17 protein-coding genes are annotated in these 16059 nt (G+C 63.8%); 10 read left to right on the top strand and 7 right to left on the bottom strand.

The window, feature by feature from the left end:
- The first annotated feature begins 4 nt into the window (after positions 1 to 4).
- Genes glcE through glcF form a run of 3 tightly spaced genes read left to right on the top strand, consistent with a single transcriptional unit; the run spans position 5 to position 2976 of the window.
- Positions 5 to 1231 carry a glycolate oxidase subunit GlcE gene (glcE, locus tag E4M07_RS17170; protein ID WP_136659592.1) on the top strand — a complete coding sequence of 409 codons (1227 nt, stop codon included), beginning with the start codon at positions 5 to 7 and terminating at the stop codon, positions 1229 to 1231.
- 40 nt (positions 1232 to 1271) lie between these two features.
- Positions 1272 to 1652, top strand: coding sequence for a DUF4870 domain-containing protein (locus E4M07_RS17165; protein ID WP_136659591.1), 381 nt, complete (start codon positions 1272 to 1274; stop codon positions 1650 to 1652).
- Positions 1653 to 1671: 19 nt separating this feature from the next.
- Positions 1672 to 2976: a glycolate oxidase subunit GlcF gene (gene glcF / locus E4M07_RS17160; protein WP_136659590.1), complete on the top strand. Its 1305-nt coding sequence runs from the start codon at positions 1672 to 1674 to the stop codon at positions 2974 to 2976.
- Here glcF and hisG read toward each other — a convergent pair.
- From hisG to E4M07_RS17140, 4 genes are all read right to left on the bottom strand, one after another.
- The gene (gene hisG, locus E4M07_RS17155; protein ID WP_136659589.1) at positions 2968 to 3672 is read right to left on the bottom strand and encodes an ATP phosphoribosyltransferase; all 705 of its coding nucleotides are present in this window, start codon (positions 3670 to 3672) and stop codon (positions 2968 to 2970) included. The two genes, glcF and hisG, sit on opposite strands and share 9 nt — an antisense overlap.
- Positions 3669 to 4802 carry an ATP phosphoribosyltransferase regulatory subunit gene (locus E4M07_RS17150; protein ID WP_136659588.1) on the bottom strand — a complete coding sequence of 378 codons (1134 nt, stop codon included), beginning with the start codon at positions 4800 to 4802 and terminating at the stop codon, positions 3669 to 3671. Before E4M07_RS17150 ends, hisG begins: the two co-directional genes overlap by 4 nt.
- Positions 4799 to 6322, bottom strand: a complete 1524-nt coding sequence (gene hisS, locus E4M07_RS17145) for a histidine--tRNA ligase (RefSeq protein WP_136659587.1) — start codon at positions 6320 to 6322, stop codon at positions 4799 to 4801. The genes E4M07_RS17150 and hisS overlap by 4 nt, the downstream gene beginning before the upstream one ends.
- A 101-nt stretch (positions 6323 to 6423) precedes the next feature.
- Positions 6424 to 7074 (bottom strand): DNA-3-methyladenine glycosylase I, encoded by a 651-nt coding sequence (locus E4M07_RS17140; protein WP_136659586.1) that lies wholly within the window; start codon positions 7072 to 7074, stop codon positions 6424 to 6426.
- A 252-nt stretch (positions 7075 to 7326) separates the two neighbouring features.
- Here E4M07_RS17140 and E4M07_RS17135 point away from each other — a divergent pair, with 252 nt between their 5' ends.
- Together E4M07_RS17135 and E4M07_RS17130 are read left to right on the top strand one after the other, a co-directional pair.
- Positions 7327 to 8058 carry a L,D-transpeptidase gene (locus E4M07_RS17135; protein ID WP_136659585.1) on the top strand — a complete coding sequence of 244 codons (732 nt, stop codon included), beginning with the start codon at positions 7327 to 7329 and terminating at the stop codon, positions 8056 to 8058.
- A gap of 264 nt (positions 8059 to 8322) precedes the next feature.
- Positions 8323 to 8934 (top strand): L,D-transpeptidase, encoded by a 612-nt coding sequence (locus E4M07_RS17130; RefSeq protein ID WP_136659643.1) that lies wholly within the window; start codon positions 8323 to 8325, stop codon positions 8932 to 8934.
- 83 nt (positions 8935 to 9017) lie between these two features.
- Here the strand turns inward: E4M07_RS17130 and E4M07_RS17125 are convergent, their stop codons facing one another.
- Entirely contained in the window at positions 9018 to 9404 is a 387-nt protein-coding gene (locus E4M07_RS17125) for a DoxX family protein (protein WP_136659584.1), read from the bottom strand.
- 179 nt (positions 9405 to 9583) lie between these two features.
- Here E4M07_RS17125 and E4M07_RS17120 point away from each other — a divergent pair, with 179 nt between their 5' ends.
- Entirely contained in the window at positions 9584 to 10288 is a 705-nt protein-coding gene (locus tag E4M07_RS17120) for a glutathione binding-like protein (RefSeq protein ID WP_136659583.1), read from the top strand.
- A gap of 69 nt (positions 10289 to 10357) precedes the next feature.
- On the opposite strand, the gene groL is transcribed toward E4M07_RS17120, so the two are convergent.
- Both groL and groES read right to left on the bottom strand, forming a co-directional pair.
- Positions 10358 to 12001 carry a chaperonin GroEL gene (gene groL, locus E4M07_RS17115; protein WP_136659582.1) on the bottom strand — a complete coding sequence of 548 codons (1644 nt, stop codon included), beginning with the start codon at positions 11999 to 12001 and terminating at the stop codon, positions 10358 to 10360.
- A 66-nt stretch (positions 12002 to 12067) separates the two neighbouring features.
- Complete coding sequence (groES, locus tag E4M07_RS17110; protein WP_136659581.1) at positions 12068 to 12364, bottom strand: co-chaperone GroES; 297 nt, start codon at positions 12362 to 12364, stop codon at positions 12068 to 12070.
- A 310-nt stretch (positions 12365 to 12674) separates the two neighbouring features.
- Between groES and E4M07_RS17105 the strand changes: the two genes are divergently transcribed.
- From E4M07_RS17105 to E4M07_RS17090, 4 genes are read left to right on the top strand one after another with little or no spacing between them, the layout of a single operon-like run.
- A complete protein-coding gene (locus E4M07_RS17105; protein WP_136659580.1) occupies positions 12675 to 13523 on the top strand; it encodes a TIGR01459 family HAD-type hydrolase in 849 nt (282 codons plus the stop codon).
- 4 nt (positions 13524 to 13527) lie between these two features.
- A complete protein-coding gene (locus E4M07_RS17100; RefSeq protein ID WP_136659579.1) occupies positions 13528 to 14523 on the top strand; it encodes a bifunctional riboflavin kinase/FAD synthetase in 996 nt (331 codons plus the stop codon).
- A 6-nt stretch (positions 14524 to 14529) separates the two neighbouring features.
- Positions 14530 to 15228, top strand: coding sequence for an SDR family oxidoreductase (locus E4M07_RS17095; RefSeq protein WP_136659578.1), 699 nt, complete (start codon positions 14530 to 14532; stop codon positions 15226 to 15228).
- Complete coding sequence (locus tag E4M07_RS17090) at positions 15225 to 15968, top strand: SDR family oxidoreductase (RefSeq protein ID WP_136659577.1); 744 nt, start codon at positions 15225 to 15227, stop codon at positions 15966 to 15968. Before E4M07_RS17095 ends, E4M07_RS17090 begins: the two co-directional genes overlap by 4 nt.
- Positions 15969 to 16059: the final 91 nt, after the last annotated feature.

Here is a 16059-nt window from a genome sequence, read left to right as displayed (position 1 = left end):
GGCGATGACCGACACCAGCCAGACATTCCGGCCGGAAAACGAGGACCAACTGCGCGATGCGGTGGCATGGGCGGTATCCGAAGAGGCGCCGGTGGAAATCCTTGGCCACGGATCCAAGCGGACGATCGGCAATCCGTGCAAAGCGGCCCACCGGATAGACATGTCAGCCCTCTCCGGCGTCACGCTCTACGAGCCGGAGGAACTCGTTCTGACGGCACGGGCCGGCACCGCCCTCGACGAAATCGAGGCCTTGCTGGCCGAGAACGGCCAGGAACTGCAGTTCGAGCCCCTGGATTACCGCGCGCTGCTCGGCAGCAACGAGCGCGAGCGCGGCACGCTCGGTGCGGTGCTTTCCGCAAACCTGTCGGGCCCCCGCCGCCTGAAATCAGGCGCGGCGCGCGACCACGTGCTCGGCATCCGCGCCGTCACCGGCCGGGGCGATGTCATCAAGTCGGGCGGAAGGGTCGTCAAGAACGTCACCGGATATGACCTGTCGCGCGGCCTTTCCGGGTCGTGGGGCACGCTCGCCGTGTTCTCGGAGGTAACCTTCAAGGTGCTGCCGCGCGCCGGAACCGAGACGACGCTCGTCGTCAGCGGGCTCAACGATGCCGACGCCGCACATGTGATGGCCGAGGCGATGGGCTCGAACGCGGAGGCCTCCTCGGCGGCGCACTTGCCGGAAAGCGTGCGCGGCAGGTTTGTCGACGGCGCGCTTGCCGGCGGGCCAGCGACGGTACTGCGTCTCGAGGGCGTTCCGCAATCGGTGGAGTACCGGGCCGCCAACCTTACGCGCATGCTCGACGCTTACGGCGACATTGTCCCGCTCGATCAGGATATGTCGCGGGCGCTCTGGCGCGAGATCCGCGACGTCAAGCCGTTCTGCGACGGAACCGAACGGGCCGTGTGGCGCGTCTCCGTTGCGCCGGACGCCGGTCACCAGCTTGTCGCGGGCCTGCGCCTCAGGGCCGGCGTCGATGCCTATTACGACTGGCAGGGCGGACTGCTGTGGTTGCGCATGGAAGCCGATCCCGAGGCCGATCTGATCCGCAAAGGCATCAAGGCGCTCGGCGGCGGACACGCGACCCTGGTGCGCGCCGGCGATGCGGTGCGGGCCGAGGTCCCAGTCTTCGAACCCGCCGATCCGGCCCTCGCGGCGCTCAACCGCCGGCTCAAGGAACAGTTCGATCCACAGTTCATTCTCAACCCCGGTCGTCTGGCCGCGGACCTGTGATAGGGTGTTTTTGCAACGCACAACCGCAGGAGGTGTATCCATGAGCGACCAACAGCCGAACGACTTGCAGACCGAGGCGCAGAGCTGGATCGAGCCGGGCCAGAAGAACGTGCAGCTTGTCTATATCCTCTATCTCGTCAGCCTGATCACCGCCTTCCTGCCGCTGATCGTCGGCATGGTCATGGCCTATATGAACCGGGGCAATTCGGAAGACTGGATCGACAACCACTACACCTACGCGATCCGTACCTTCTGGATGGGATTGCTCTATTCGTTCATCTGCTTCGTGACCGCCTTCGTTTTCATCGGTTTCCTGCTGGCGATCGCGGTACTGGTCTGGTTCGTGATCCGCTGTCTCAAGGGGCTGCAGGCGGCCGGACGCAAGGAGCCGGTCCAGAACGTGGAAACCTGGCTCATCTGACCGAAGAGGGACGCATTGCATGCAGACGAATTTCTCGGCCGAACAGCTTGCCGACAGCAGCGTTGCCGAAGCCGAAAAGATCTTGCGCAAATGCGTCCATTGCGGCTTTTGCACCGCGACGTGCCCGACCTATGTGACGCTCGGCAACGAGCTCGACAGCCCGCGCGGGCGCATCTATCTCATCAAGGACATGCTGGAGAACGGCCGGCCGGCGGATGCCGAAATCGTCAAGCACATCGACCGCTGCCTGTCGTGCCTGGCCTGCATGACCACATGCCCCTCGGGCGTCCACTACATGCATCTTGTCGATCACGCCCGCGCCCATATCGAAAAGACCTATAAAAGGCCCTTTTTCAACCGGCTGAACCGGTTCGTTCTCGCCCTGGTTCTGCCTTTTCCCGGGCGCTTCCGGGCGGCCGTCTTCATGGCACGGATCGCAAGGCCGCTGGCGCCGCTCTTCAAGGCGCTGCCCGGTCTGAAGCCGGTCGGCGCCATGCTCGACCTTGCGCCCCGAAAACTGGCGCCGGCCTCCAGCCGGATCGCCTTCGGCAGCCACCCGCCGGAAGGAGAAAGGGCCGGGCGGGTCGCCATTCTCGGCGGCTGCGCGCAGCCGGTGCTGGAGCCCGAGACCAACCGGGCGGCGGTGCGCCTTCTAAACCGGCTCGGCATCGAGGTGGTGGTGCCGCGGGGCGAGGGCTGCTGCGGATCGCTCGTCCACCATATGGGCCGCGAGGAGGAGGCGCTCGATGCCGCCCGCCGCAACATCGACGTGTGGATGCGCGAGTTCGGCGACGGCGGGCTCGACGCTATCATCATCACCGCCTCCGGCTGCGGCACGACGATCAAGGACTACGGCTACATGCTGCGCGACGATCCCGCCTACGCACAAAAGGCGGCAACCGTGTCTGCGCTTGCCAAGGATGTTACGGAATATCTGGCGACGCTCGACTTGCCGGAACCGGTCCTCACACCCGGCCTCAAGGTCGCCTACCATTCGGCCTGCTCCATGCAGCACGGCCAGAAGATCACCTGCCAGCCGAAGGACCTTCTGCGTGCCGCCGGGTTCGAGGTGGCGGAGCCCGCCGAGGGACATCTTTGCTGTGGCTCGGCCGGCACCTACAACATCATGCAGTCCGACATCGCGGGGGAGTTGCGCAACCGCAAGGTCCGCAACATCGAGGCGACCGGCGCCGATCTTGTGGCCACCGGCAATGTCGGCTGCATCACCCAGATCGGCCAGGGCACCGGCCTGCCGGTGGTTCACACGGTGAAGCTGCTGGACTGGGCCCATGGCGGCCCGAAACCGGAAGAGCTGTCAGCCTAACGCGCCGCGCACACTGTCGACGATTCTTGCGAGCGCCGCTTCGTCTTCCGGGCTTCGGCCCCCGGATCTCGCCCGCACCAGGCAGGCTTCCGAATTCAGGATAACCCCGTCGGAGAGGACCTTCAGGTGGTTGGCCTTGAGGGTCGAACCGGTCGAGGTGATGTCGACGATGATGTCCGCCTGGCCGGATGCCGGCGCGCCCTCCGTCGCGCCGAGGCTTTCGACGATGCGGTAGACCTGGATGCCGTGCTGGGCGGAGAAGAACTGCTGGGTGAGGCGCCAGTACTTGGTGGCGATCCTGAGACGCCGGCCGTGGCGGGAGCGGAAATGCGAGGCGACATCGCCGAGATCGGCCATTGTGTCGACGTCGAGCCAGACTTCCGGCACGGCAACCACCACGTCGGCATTGCCGAAACCGAGGCGGGCGCAGATCTCGACCTGCTCCTCGGCGGCGCCGAGATCCTCGCGCACCAGGTCCTCGCCGGTGATGCCGAGATCGACACCGCCATTGCCGAGCTCGCGGGCGATCTCGGAGGCTGACAGATAGGCCACTTCGACGTCGGGCATGTCCTTGAGGACGCCGCGATAGGAGCGGTCATTGCCGATCGATGCGATCTTCAGCCCGGCGCGCTCGAAAACGGCGGTGGCGTCGTCCTTCATGCGGCCCTTGGAGGGAACGGCGATGGTCACGCTCATCGGCCCGCGCCCCCGTTCGCCTGTGCCCGCATGTTCGCGATCCGGTCGAGCCACAGCGAAAAGCCGACGGCGGGGATCGCGGTTCGCGCGCCAAGCAGCGTCAGCAGCCGGTCGAAGCGTCCGCCGCCGGCGAGCACCGAACCTTGCGCCGTTACCTCGAACACCAGCCCGGTATAATAATCGAGCGGCCGGCCGAAAGCGGCGCGGTAGCGGGCCGTCGAGGCATCGAAGCCGATGTCCTTAAGGGCCGCCACGCGTTCGTCGAAACCGGCGAGCGCCGCGCTGATGTCGATTCCGGCAATGCGGGCAAAGGCTGCGAGCGCCCCCGGCGCATCGGCAAGCGGCGCATTCAGCGCGAGAAAGGTCTTCAGGACGTCCAGCGCCTTGGCGTCGAGATGGGCGCTGGAAAGGCGCGCCTTCTCGATCAGTCGGCCGGCAATCTCCGCCGGCGTGCGGCTTGCATTGGAAAGGTATCCGGTGGCGGTCATGCGTGTGTCGATCAGCGCCGCCAGACCGGCTTCGTCTCCCGTGGCGAGCAGGGCGGCGGCTTCATCGTCCAGTCCCGGCACATCGATAGGCGGCTGAGACAGCCCGGCAAGCAGCGCGTCGAGCTGGTCCTGATCGCCGAAGGCGCGGATCAGGCGAGTCTGCCAGCCGTCCGGCAGACCGAGCGCCGCGACCACGGCCTCGAAGACCGTCTGGTCGCCGATCGTTGTCGCCAGTGCGGTGCCCGGCAGGAGCACCGACAGCGTGTCGCCGGCGTCCATGATTGCCGCGGCGTCGGCGGCGGCCGTGTCGGCGTTGCCGAGATCCTCGATTCCGGCCTGGAAGAACTCGTTGCCGCCGTCGCGGCGCTGGCGGAAAACCTGGCCGAGGTAGGCATAGCGCTGGGGCGTTCCGGATGCGAGCTCGATATGGCGCAGGCACACGGGGATGGTGAATTCCGGCCTCAGGCAAAGACTCTGGCCGGTCTCGCTCTCGGTGAGGAAAATCCGCCGCCTGAGATCCTCGCCCGCCATGTCCAGGAACGGATCGGCGGGCTGGATGACCGGAATGTCGACCGTCTGTGTGCTGCGCTGGGAAAACAACGACAGGATGTCATCGGCGAACTCCGGCTGCTTCAGCGTCATTGGCCCTGCTCGCGGTCCTGCGCCTGCGCGTCGAGGATTTTTTGCACTTCCGCGACGAGTTCGTCTTCCGGCACCTGGACCTGCGCCGGCCTTGCGGCGCGCCAGGCTGCATTGTCCTCGATCTCGCCCGAGAGCCGCTTGCCCTCGATCAGGTCCTTGATCTGCACCGTGCCTTCCGATCGCTCCTGCGAGCCCTGGATGATGGCGACGGGACTGCCGCGCCGGTCGGCATATTGCAGCTGCTTGCCGAAGTTCTTCGGATTGCCCTGGAACATCTCGGCGCGGATGCCGGCGTCCCGCAACCGGCTGACGAAGCGCTGGTAATGGCCCATGCTGTCGATATCGCGGTCCATGACGCACACGACAACGGGCGCCGGCGCTTCCTCGTCCCCGAGCTTGCCGAGGTTCTTGAGCGCCGTCATCAGCCGCGACACGCCGATCGAGAAGCCGGTGGCCGGCACGGGCTGACCCATGAAGCGGGAAACGAGCCCGTCATAGCGGCCGCCGCCGCCGACGGAGCCGAACTGGACGGTCTGCCCCTTCTCATTGGTGACGTCGAACAGGAGCTCCGCCTCGTAGACGGGGCCGGTGTAATATTCGAGGCCGCGCACGACGGACGGATCGATCTTGACCCTTCCGTCGTCATAGCCAGCGGCGGCGACAAGACTGGCGATCTGCCCGAGCTCGGCGATGCCCTCGCCGCCGCGGCCGCCGTCTTCGCCTACTACCCTCTGGAGATTTTCGATCGTCTGTGCGCCGTCGGCGCCTGCGGCTTCGACGAAGGCGATAACACGCTCGATTGCCGGTTCATCAAGTCCGGCGCCCTTGGTGAAATCGCCGCTTTCGTCCTTGCGGCCTTCGCCGAGCAAGAGCCGCACGCCGTCCGACCCGAACTTGTCCAGCTTGTCGATGGCGCGCAGCACCGTCAGGCGCGTTTCAGCGTGTGCGTCGCCGCCGATGCCGATCGCCTCCATCACGCCGTCGAGCACCTTGCGGTTGTTGACGCGGATTACATAGTCGCCGCGCGGTATCCCCAGCGCCTCCATGGTGTCGGCCATCATCATGCACATCTCGGCATCGGCCTGTACGCCGGCCGCGCCGACCGTATCGGCATCGAACTGCATGAACTGGCGGAACCGTCCCGGGCCCGGCTTCTCGTTGCGGAACACCCAGCCTGCGCGGTAACTGCGGAAGGGAAGCTGGATGTCGTTGAAATTCTCGGCGACGTGGCGCGCCAGCGGCGCGGTAAGATCGTAGCGCAGGCTCATCCACTGATCGTCGTCGTCGGTCAGCGAAAAGACGCCCTCGTTCGGCCGGTTGGCATCGGGAAGGAACTTGCCCAGCGCGTCGGTGTATTCGAACATCGGCGTCTCCACCGGGTCGAACCCGTAAAGTTCGAACACCCGGCGGATGCTGGCCATCATGGTCTCGCTCGCGCGGATATCGGCGGCCGAACGGTCGACGAAGCCGCGCGGCAGGCGCGCCTTCAGTTTTTGCGGTTTTTTCTTCTTTTCGCCCATGTCGAAGGGTCCGGCGGTAATGTGCTTTGAATTAGCGGTAAAGCGTTTGCAACGAGCGCGGCTTTCCTAGCCGATTGCATGCACCGCAGCAAGTTCGATTGTCACCGCGCACCCGCCTTCGGCTGAGGGCGCTGGAATGCCCGGCGCTCGGCTTCGACCTCATCGCGCACGAAACAGCCCCCGATGTGATCGTTGACGAGACCCATGGCCTGCATGAAGGCGTAGACGGTTGTCGGGCCGACGAAGCTCCAGCCGCGTTTCTTCAGGTCCTTCGAAATCGCCGTGGAAATCTCAGTCTTGCCGAGCGTCATCAGCGTGGCATGGTCGAGCCGGGCAGGGCGGTCCTCAGGGCCCGGCTCGTGGGACCAGAAATAGGCGGCGAGCGAGCCGAACTCGTCGCGCAGTTCCAGTGCCCGCTTCGCATTGTTGATGGTCGAGGTGATCTTGCCGCGGTGGCGGATGATGCCGGCATCGGTGACGAGCCTTTCCACGTCGGCATCGCCGAAGCCGGCGACTTTCTCGAAGTCGAAACCGGCGAAGGCGGCTCGGAAATTCTCCCGCTTGCGCAGGATCGTCAGCCATGAAAGCCCAGACTGGAAGCCCTCGAGGCAGATCTTCTCGAACAATCTCGTGTCGTCGTCGACGGGCCGGCCCCACTCCCTGTCGTGATAGTGCAGATAGTCGTCCTTGTTGCCATACCAGAAGCAGCGAAGCTGGCTGTCCTCGCCTTCGATCAGTCCGGAATTCGACATGATTATTCCTCAGGATTTCTGTCGTTAATGCCTCATCGACATCCGTTTAGTTCGTGTTAACCGGCTTTATCAACCCGCCGATAACCTTGCCGGGAGCTTTCCCGTGCGAATCGCATTTTATCGGTTTCGATTCACTTTTGAGTCTCCAAAAGCCGCCAGTGTCGTCGCCAGAACATTGAGCATGCCCGCGCGTTCCAAGGCTGGAACGCGTGCGGTGGAACTTTGTCTGACGAAAGGTAGAGGTATCGTCCGATGAACATCAAAACCATAATCTTTTCGGCGCTTTGTATCGCCGCCCTGACCCTCGGTGCGAGCGCGCAGGACCGGTACGGCCAGCGCCCGCCGGTGGTCCTGAGCCCGGATCTGACGGCGCCGTGGGTCACCCAGTTGCGGCAGAACGGAACGGCGCACGGCGCCGGGACCGTCGTTCGCCAGCGCCGCACGATCAGCCGGCAAACGGTGAACCGGCGACAGAACGCCCGCGTCGCCTCGGTGCGCACGTCGCGCACGCGGCAGGCGCCGAAGATGAACCCGGTCTACCTGCCGCAGATCGTCGATTATCCGACCGGCCAGAAACCGGGGACGATTGTCATCGATACGCCCAACCGCTTCCTCTACCTCGTCCTTGGCAACGGCAAGGCCCGCCGATACGGCGTCGGCGTCGGCAAGCCTGGTTTCGAATGGGCCGGCACGCACCGTGTCACCCGCAAGGCGGAATGGCCGGATTGGCGCCCGCCGGCGCAGATGATTGCGCGCGAGAAGAAGAAGGGCCGCATCCTTCCGACCTACATGCCGGGCGGACCGGCGAATCCGATGGGCGCCCGGGCGCTCTATCTCGGCTCGACGCTCTACCGCATCCACGGCACCAACCAGCCCTGGACCATCGGTGCTGCCGTCTCGTCGGGATGCATCCGCATGCGCAACGAGGACGTCGTCGATCTCTACGAGCGCGTCGGCAACGGCACGAAGGTCATCGTTATATAGTCTCGGGGACGGATCAAACGGGGGACCGGAAGTAAAATTCCGGTCCCCTAAATATTGAGTGGTAGATTTTCGCCACAGCGACTGCCCGATCGAAATCACTTTCGCTTTATTTTCGCTGTCAATTCTTGAAAGCCGGCGTACTGATGATACGCTGCCTCCGATAAAAGAGAGGGGAGAATGACAGTGAGGAATTTCGTAGCTCCGTTGCTCGTTGTCACGCTGGTTGCCGTGTCGGTGGCCGCGACGGGTGTCGCCAATGCCTTCATGCGCGACGACGTGCTGGCCCGCCAGCATGTCGGCACCGACGTCATCAAGGTCTCGACCAAGCGGCCCAAGCAGCAATATCTTCGCAAGAAAGTCCGCATCGAGACAAAAGAGCGTCCCGGCACGATCATCATCGATACCAGCCGGAAATTCCTCTATTTCATCGAGGGCAATGGCCGCGCCACGCGCTACGGCGTCGGGGTCGGCCGCGAAGGTTTCGGCTGGGCAGGGACCGTCAAGGTCGGCCGCAAGGCCGAATGGCCGGACTGGCGCCCACCCGCCCGGATGATCGCCCGCGAACGCAAGAAGGGCCGCATCATTCCAACCTACATGAAGGGCGGCATTAACAACCCGCTCGGCGCCCGTGCGCTTTATCTGCACCGGGGCGGGCGCGACACGATCTACCGGATCCACGGAACCAATCAGCCCTGGACGATCGGGCAGAATATGTCCTCGGGCTGCATCCGCATGATGAACAGCGACGTCAAGCACCTCTACAGGCGCACGCCGATCGGCGCGAAGGTGATTGTCATCGGCCCGAGCGGGCGCAACGCCTCGCGCTATTACCGCGAACGCGGCGTGGACGTACTGGCGACGATATTCCGCAACTGAATTGCCGGAAACGGAAAATCAAAGGCCGCGGACGATATTGTCGTCCGCGGCCTTTGTTGTTGCATGGTTAACTTCGAGTGCGGTCAGCCCGCGCGGCGCGCATCGACCGAGATGCTGCCCGGGCCGTTCGCCGCAAGCACCAGGAAGCCGCCGGCCATGGCCAGGTTCTTCATGAACATGATCATCTCCACCTGGTCGCCGAAATCGAAATGCGCCACCACCGCCGAGGCGATGCAGAACAGCGCCAGCAGATAGGCCGCAGGCGCCGTCATGAAGCCGATCAGAATGGCAATTCCGGCCAGCACTTCCAGTGCGATCACCAGCCATACCAGCAGGCTGGCCATCGGCAGGCCGACACTGGCGAAATAGGCCGCATTTCCGGTCGGATCGCCCAGTTTGCCCAGCCCCGCCATGATGAAGATGATGGACAACAGGATCCGCCCGATGAGAACGATTGCCGCTTGAGACATGATTCTCTCCCCTTTCTGTGGTCGCAAATATATGTCCGTCTGCCGACATTGATAGCTGAACAATCGGCAACAGATTGTTCAATAATTGATGACTATGCAGATGTGGGGAACCTGTCGTTAAACTCCGCATACGGAGCACCTTTTTGCAAAAGGTGACATCAACACACGGAATTCCGCTAATGACTGCACTGAAATCCTTCCCGATTGCCGGGCGCTGGAAGCCGAGCGACGACAGCAAGATCCAGCTCTATTCCTTTCCGACACCGAACGGCGTCAAGATATCCATCGCGCTCGAGGAACTGGGTTTGCCCTACGAGGCGCATCTCGCGCATATCGGCGAAGATGATCAGAAAACGCCGGAGTTCCTTTCGTTGAGCCCCAACGGCAAGATCCCGGCCATCATCGATCCCGACGGTCCGGGCGGTCTGCCGATCGGTATCTTCGAATCCGGTGCGATCCTGCTCTATCTCGCGGAAAAGACGGGCAAGCTCATCCCCGCCGATCCGGCGGCCCGCCTCGAGTGCATCCAGTGGCTGTTCTTCCAGATGGCGAGTGTCGGCCCGATGTTCGGTCAATACGGGCACTTCTACAAATTCGCCGCCGACAAGATCTCCGATCCCTATCCGACGGAGCGCTACCAGAACGAGACGAACCGCCTGCTCGGCGTGCTCGATCAGCGCCTCGAAGGCCGCACGTGGATCATGGGCGATGACTACACCATCGCCGATATCGCAACCTTTCCGTGGGTGCGCACCGTGCGCGATTTCTACGAGGCCGGCGATGCGGTCGGGCTTGACGGGTTCACCAACGTCACCGGCTGGCTCGAGCGGTGCCTTGAACGTCCGGCGACCGTGAAGGGGCTGACCATCCCCGAGCGTCCTTAGCCGACGGGAAAACCCTGCAATAAAAAAGGCGGCCCGGGGGCCGCCTTTTCGTGTCTGGATGAGCGGACCTTAGAAGTCCATGCCGCCCATGCCGCCCATGCCGCCGCCGGGCATGGCCGGTGCCGCAGCTTCTTTCTGCGGAACTTCGGCAACCATGGCTTCGGTGGTGACCAGCAGGCCGGCAACCGAGGCTGCGTCCTGAAGGGCGGTGCGAACAACCTTGACCGGATCGACGATACCCATGGAGATCATGTCGCCATATTCGCCGGTCTGGGCGTTGTAGCCGAAGTTGTCGCTCTTGTCCTCGAGGATCTTGCCGGCAACCACAGATGCTTCGTCGCCGGCATTGGCAACGATCTGGCGGGCAGGAGCCTGCAGGGCGCGGCGAACGATGTTGATGCCTGCTTCCTGGTCTTCGTTGGCACCCTTGGTGGTCAGGTGCCCGGAAGCCTTCAGCAGAGCAACGCCGCCACCTGCAACGATGCCTTCCTGAACGGCGGCACGGGTTGCGTTGAGGGCGTCATCGACGCGGTCTTTCTTTTCCTTCACCTCGACCTCGGTCGCACCGCCGACGCGGATCACGGCGACACCGCCGGCGAGCTTGGCAAGACGCTCCTGCAGCTTTTCGCGGTCGTAATCGGAAGTGGTTTCCTCGATCTGCATCTTGATCTGGCCGACGCGGCCTTCGATCTCGGCCTTCTGGCCGGCGCCATCAACAATGGTGGTGTTTTCCTTGGTGATGGAAACGCGCTTGGCGTTGCCGAGCATGTCGAGGGTAACATTCTCGAGCTTGATGCCGACGTCTTCGGAGATGACCTGGCCACCGGTCAGGATGGCGATGTCTTCGAGCATGGCCTTGCGGCGGTCGCCGAAGCCCGGTGCCTTGACGGCTGCGATTTTCAGGCCGCCGCGCAGCTTGTTGACGACGAGGGTTGCCAGGGCTTCGCCTTCGACATCCTCGGCGATGATCAGCAGCGGCTTGGACGACTGGACGATCGATTCCAGGACCGGCAGCATGGCCTGCAGGTTGGAGAGCTTCTTCTCGTGCAGCAGGATGTAGCAGTCTTCCAGCTCGGCGACCATCTTTTCCGGATTGGTCACGAAGTAGGGCGACAGGTAGCCGCGGTCGAACTGCATGCCTTCAACGACTTCCAGTTCCGATTCGGCGGTCTTGGCTTCTTCAACCGTGATGACGCCCTCGTTGCCGACCTTCTGCATGGCTTCTGCAATGTCGTCGCCGATGACGGTTTCGCCGTTGGCGGAAATCGTGCCGACCTGGGCGACTTCCTCGGAGGTCTTGATCGGCTTGGCGTTCTTCAGGAGCTCAGCGACGACGTCATTGACAGCAAGGTCGATACCGCGCTTCAGGTCCATCGGGTTCATGCCGGCCGCAACGGCCTTGGCGCCTTCGCGGACGATCGACTGGGCCAGGACGGTTGCCGTCGTGGTGCCGTCGCCGGCTTCGTCATTGGTCTTGGATGCGACCTCGCGCACCATCTGTGCGCCCATGTTCTCGAACTTGTCTTCCAGTTCGATTTCCTTGGCGACGGTCACGCCGTCCTTGGTGATGCGCGGTGCGCCGAACGACTTGTCGATGACGACGTTGCGGCCCTTGGGGCCGAGTGTCACCTTCACGGCGTCGGCCAGTACATCGACGCCACGGAGCATCTTCTCACGTGCGTCGCGGCTGAATTTTACTTCTTTAGCGGACATGTTTCCTCATTTCTGGGCGATAAGCCCGTACGCTTTAATGGGGATTCTGGATTGGAACGGTTCGGATTATCCGATGATGCCCATGATGTCGGATTCCTTCATGATAAGAAGGTCTTCGCCATTGAGCTTGACTTCGGTGCCGGACCATTTTCCAAACAGGATGCGGTCGCCGGCCTTGACGTCCATGGCAACTACGTTGCCGCTGTCGTCACGTGCGCCGGTGCCGACGGCGACGACTTCGCCCTCGGACGGCTTTTCCTTGGCGGTGTCGGGAATGATGATGCCGCCGGCCGTTTTTTCTTCAGAATCGACGCGGCGCACAACAACGCGGTCATGCAGTGGACGGAAATTGACATTTGCCATTGTCTATACCCTCGATCAAATGACAGGACCGGACGGGCGTCCGGTCAATTGACTACTAGCACTCACAGAGGGCGAGTGCTAATCGAGGCACGACTTAGTGATCAACGGTCATGGAGTCAAGAAATATTGCCGAAATTTAAGACAGCATGTCCGGCTTCGTTAACGGATGTGGGAACAGACCCGTCAGCCGGCACCTAATATGCGGCGGACGGGAAATCAAGATGTGCGGCCACCATCAATGGGGCTTGTAATCTTGCCGCCAATGGTCAATGTCTCGCTCAGAGCCACCCCGGAAACGTCCTGGACCACAATGCCCGACAGACTTGAGCGCCTTGCCGACCTGAACGCCGACTACGACGCGATATTTTGCGACGTGTGGGGGGTGTTGCACAACGGCGTGGAGGCGCGGCCCTTTGCCGGCGAGGCGTTGAGCACATTTCGGCGCGGAGGCGGCGCGGTCGTGCTGCTGACCAATTCGCCGCGCCGCAGGACGGGCGTCAAGGAGCAGCTCGACCATATCGGTGTCGACCCGCAGGCCTATGACCGCATTGTCACCTCCGGCGATGTCACGCGGGACCTGATCTCGGCGGGTTCCGACAACATCTATTTCATCGGCCCGGACCGCGACTTTCCGCTGCTTGATGGTCTGGATGTCAACGTGACCGGCCTGGACGATGCCGGCGCGGTTGTCTGCACCGGCCTTTACGACGACGAGAGCGAGACGCCGGACCAGTACGCATCGATCCTGCGCGACTTCAAGGCGCGGGACCTGCCGTTCATATGCGCCAACCCCGATCTCGTGGTTGAAAGGGGCGAGCGGCTGATTCCCTGCGCCGGCTCGCTGGCCGCACTCTACCGGGACATGGGCGGGCAGACGAAGATTTCCGGCAAGCCGCACGCGCCGATTTACGAAGCCGCGTTGGCGGCCGCGCGCGAATTGCGGCCGGGTGTCGACAAGTCCCGTATCCTCGCCATCGGCGACGGAATGCCGACCGACGTGAAGGGCGCGCAGGACTTCGGTCTCGATCTGCTTTACATTTCGGACGGCATCCACGCGCGCGACTATACGGACGGCGCGGTGGTTGACGAGCAAAAGCTCCTGGCGTTCCTTGAAGATCACGGTGCCCGGCCGATCCGCTGGATGCAGCGTTTGAGGTAGACCGATGTCCGCGAATACCGCACCGATCTTGCGCATCGAAGCGCTGGCCGAGATTCCGGCGAACCTGCGCGGCTGTGTTGTGGCGATCGGCAATTTCGACGGCGTGCACCGGGGTCACCAGGCGGTGCTCCAGGAGGCGCTCGACGAGGCGGCCAATCATTCGGTGCCGGCTGTCCTGCTGACCTTCGAGCCGCACCCGCGCACGGTGTTCAAGCCGGAGGCGCCCGTCTTCAGGCTGACGCCCGCGCCCCTCAAGGCGCGGCTTGCCGCCGCCATGGGCTTCTCCGCCGTCATCGAGCTGCCCTTCACCCGCGAATTTGCCCAGAAGACCGCCGAGACCTTTGTCGACGAGGTGCTCGTCGAGGGGCTGGCTATCCGCCACGTCGTCACCGGTTTCAATTTCCACTTCGGCCGCCAGAGACAGGGCAGCCCCGAATTCCTGAGCGCCGCTGGAGAACGGCGCGGTTTCGGCGTGACGGTCGTCGAACCCTATCGGGATGAGAACGCCGAACTGGTCTCCTCCAGCCGCATACGCGCCTGCCTGCGCGAGGGCGACGTGGTGCAGGCGGCGGGGCTGCTGGGCTACCACTACACGGTCGAGGCCACGGTGCTTAAGGGCAAGCAGCTTGGCCGCACGCTTGGATTTCCCACCGCCAACATGGCGCTGCCGGCGGAGGCCGGACTGCGCACCGGCATCTACGCCGTGCGGTTCGGCCGCGAACACGGATCGCATCGCGACGGGGTGGCGAGCTTCGGTTACCGGCCGACCGTCGACAATGAGGGTGGGCCGCTTCTCGAAACCTACATCTTCGATTTCGAGGGCGATCTTTACGACGAGCCCTGTTCGGTCGCGTTCATTTCGCACCTGCGCGACGAGGTCAAATTCGACGGTCTCGATCCGCTGGCCGAGCAGATGAAGCGCGATGCGGGCGAGGCACGGGCCGCCCTGCAGGCGATACGGCCGCTATCGACGCTCGATCAGGTCGTGGCATTCGGCTGATTTGCAATGAGTGGCCTGCCGACAGCACTGATCACCGGCGGAACGTCCGGCATCGGGCTGGCCCTGGCGCATCGTCTTGCCGGCACGCACGATCTTTTTCTGACCGGGCGCGGCGAGCGAACCGGTTTGCCCAAGGACGCCGGTTTCATCAAGGCAGACCTGTCGATGCCGGGCGAGGCGGCGGACAGGATTGAAGCGGCGCTGCGCCAGGCGGACGTCGGCGCGCTGTCGAAACTTGTCCTCAATGCCGGCACCGGGACCTATGCAGCGGTGGGCGCAGAAGACGCGGCGATGATCCGCCGCACCCTGGATGTCAATCTGGCCGCCTCGGTGCTGTTGGCGCACCGCCTGGCGCCTTTTCTGGAGGCCGGCGGCGGCAGGCTCGTATTGATCGGTTCCGTCGCATACAAAGGATCGGGCAACATGCCGGCCTACGCCGCCTCCAAGGCGGGTCTGGCGGGCCTTGCCCGGTCCCTGCGCGCGGAATGGAGCGGGCGGATCGGCGTGCAGATCATCCATCCGGGTCCGACACGCACGCCGATGCATGAAAAGGCGGGCTACGTCCCCGGCAGGCTGGAGCGGCTGTTTTTCCCCGCCGACGCCATGGCCGACGAGATCGCCCGGCTGATGGAAACGGACAGGCCGCGGGCCACGGTCATGATCGGCGCCCGACTGCGCCGGCTGCTGTCGGGGAAAGCATCATGAAGGCGCTGGTCACAGGGGCGGCCGCCGGCCTCGGATCGGCGCTGACAAATTCGCTTGTGTCCGACGGCGGTTCCGTCGTCGCGATCGACCGCGATGCGCTGTCGGGCGGCGAAAAGATCGCTCCGCTTGTCGCGGACCTCTCCGACCGTGCCAGTGTCGACGCGCTGTTGCCGCGGATAGTCGCGGCCGGTCCCTACGATTTCGTCGTTCACAACGCCGGTATCAGCGCGACGGGGCCGTTCGAACAGATCCCGGAGGAAGCCTACCGGCGGCTTTTGACGCTCAACGCCGAAACACCGATGGTGATGACCGCGGCGCTGCTACGCGCGGGTTCATTGGCGAGGGGCGCGCACCTCGTTTTCATTTCTTCCCTGTCCCACGCGACCGGATATCCCGGCGGCGCGGTCTATGCCGCCTCCAAGGATGCGCTGGCCGTCTACGCAAAGAGCATCCGGGCGGAGATGAGGCGACGCGGCATTCACGTCATGACCGTCTTTCCGGGGCCGCTGCGCACCGGCCACGCGGAGCGTCACGCGCCGCCCGGCGCGCGTGCCGAGCGCCGCATGGAGCCGCCGGAGCTTGCACGCAGGATCATCCGCGCGGCGCACCGCCGGCGGCGGGTGCTTTACCCCGGACCGCAGGCCCGTATCGGCCGCGTGGCGGGTTTTCTCGCCCCCGGCCTCACGACCCGGTTCATGCGCCGCAACATCTTCGAAAAGCTCGACCGGACGGTTTATTGAGAAAACCCTTTATTCCGGCCGCCGGCATTGATAGAAGCAAGCCGTTATGCTGGCCAGATACGGTTTCGGAACTGCAGTACGAATTATTGGC

This window comes from Nitratireductor sp. XY-223 (genome assembly GCF_004959855.1).
Lineage (GTDB): Bacteria > Pseudomonadota > Alphaproteobacteria > Rhizobiales > Rhizobiaceae > Hoeflea_A.
Note: the sequence above shows the minus strand (reverse complement) of the source record. Positions and strands in the feature narration are given on the sequence as shown.

Bases quoted from the DNA above. Each gene is read 5' to 3' on its own strand.
- E4M07_RS17125 (WP_136659584.1), bottom strand. From the start codon at position 9,404: ATGTCTCAAGCGGCAATCGTTCTCATCGGGCGGATCCTGTTGTCCATC.
- hisG (WP_136659589.1), bottom strand. From the start codon at position 3,672: ATGAGCGTGACCATCGCCGTTCCCTCCAAGGGCCGCATGAAGGACGAC.
- E4M07_RS17100 (WP_136659579.1), top strand. From the start codon at position 13,528: ATGTCCGCGAATACCGCACCGATCTTGCGCATCGAAGCGCTGGCCGAG.
- groES (WP_136659581.1), bottom strand. From the start codon at position 12,364: ATGGCAAATGTCAATTTCCGTCCACTGCATGACCGCGTTGTTGTGCGC.
- E4M07_RS17150 (WP_136659588.1), bottom strand. From the start codon at position 4,802: ATGACGCTGAAGCAGCCGGAGTTCGCCGATGACATCCTGTCGTTGTTT.
- E4M07_RS17105 (WP_136659580.1), top strand. From the start codon at position 12,675: ATGCCCGACAGACTTGAGCGCCTTGCCGACCTGAACGCCGACTACGAC.
- E4M07_RS17120 (WP_136659583.1), top strand. From the start codon at position 9,584: ATGACTGCACTGAAATCCTTCCCGATTGCCGGGCGCTGGAAGCCGAGC.
- E4M07_RS17165 (WP_136659591.1), top strand. From the start codon at position 1,272: ATGAGCGACCAACAGCCGAACGACTTGCAGACCGAGGCGCAGAGCTGG.
- E4M07_RS17090 (WP_136659577.1), top strand. From the start codon at position 15,225: ATGAAGGCGCTGGTCACAGGGGCGGCCGCCGGCCTCGGATCGGCGCTG.
- glcF (WP_136659590.1), top strand. From the start codon at position 1,672: ATGCAGACGAATTTCTCGGCCGAACAGCTTGCCGACAGCAGCGTTGCC.
- glcE (WP_136659592.1), top strand. From the start codon at position 5: ATGACCGACACCAGCCAGACATTCCGGCCGGAAAACGAGGACCAACTG.
- hisS (WP_136659587.1), bottom strand. From the start codon at position 6,322: ATGGGCGAAAAGAAGAAAAAACCGCAAAAACTGAAGGCGCGCCTGCCG.
- E4M07_RS17135 (WP_136659585.1), top strand. From the start codon at position 7,327: ATGAACATCAAAACCATAATCTTTTCGGCGCTTTGTATCGCCGCCCTG.
- E4M07_RS17130 (WP_136659643.1), top strand. From the start codon at position 8,323: ATGCGCGACGACGTGCTGGCCCGCCAGCATGTCGGCACCGACGTCATC.
- E4M07_RS17095 (WP_136659578.1), top strand. From the start codon at position 14,530: ATGAGTGGCCTGCCGACAGCACTGATCACCGGCGGAACGTCCGGCATC.
- groL (WP_136659582.1), bottom strand. From the start codon at position 12,001: ATGTCCGCTAAAGAAGTAAAATTCAGCCGCGACGCACGTGAGAAGATG.
- E4M07_RS17140 (WP_136659586.1), bottom strand. From the start codon at position 7,074: ATGTCGAATTCCGGACTGATCGAAGGCGAGGACAGCCAGCTTCGCTGC.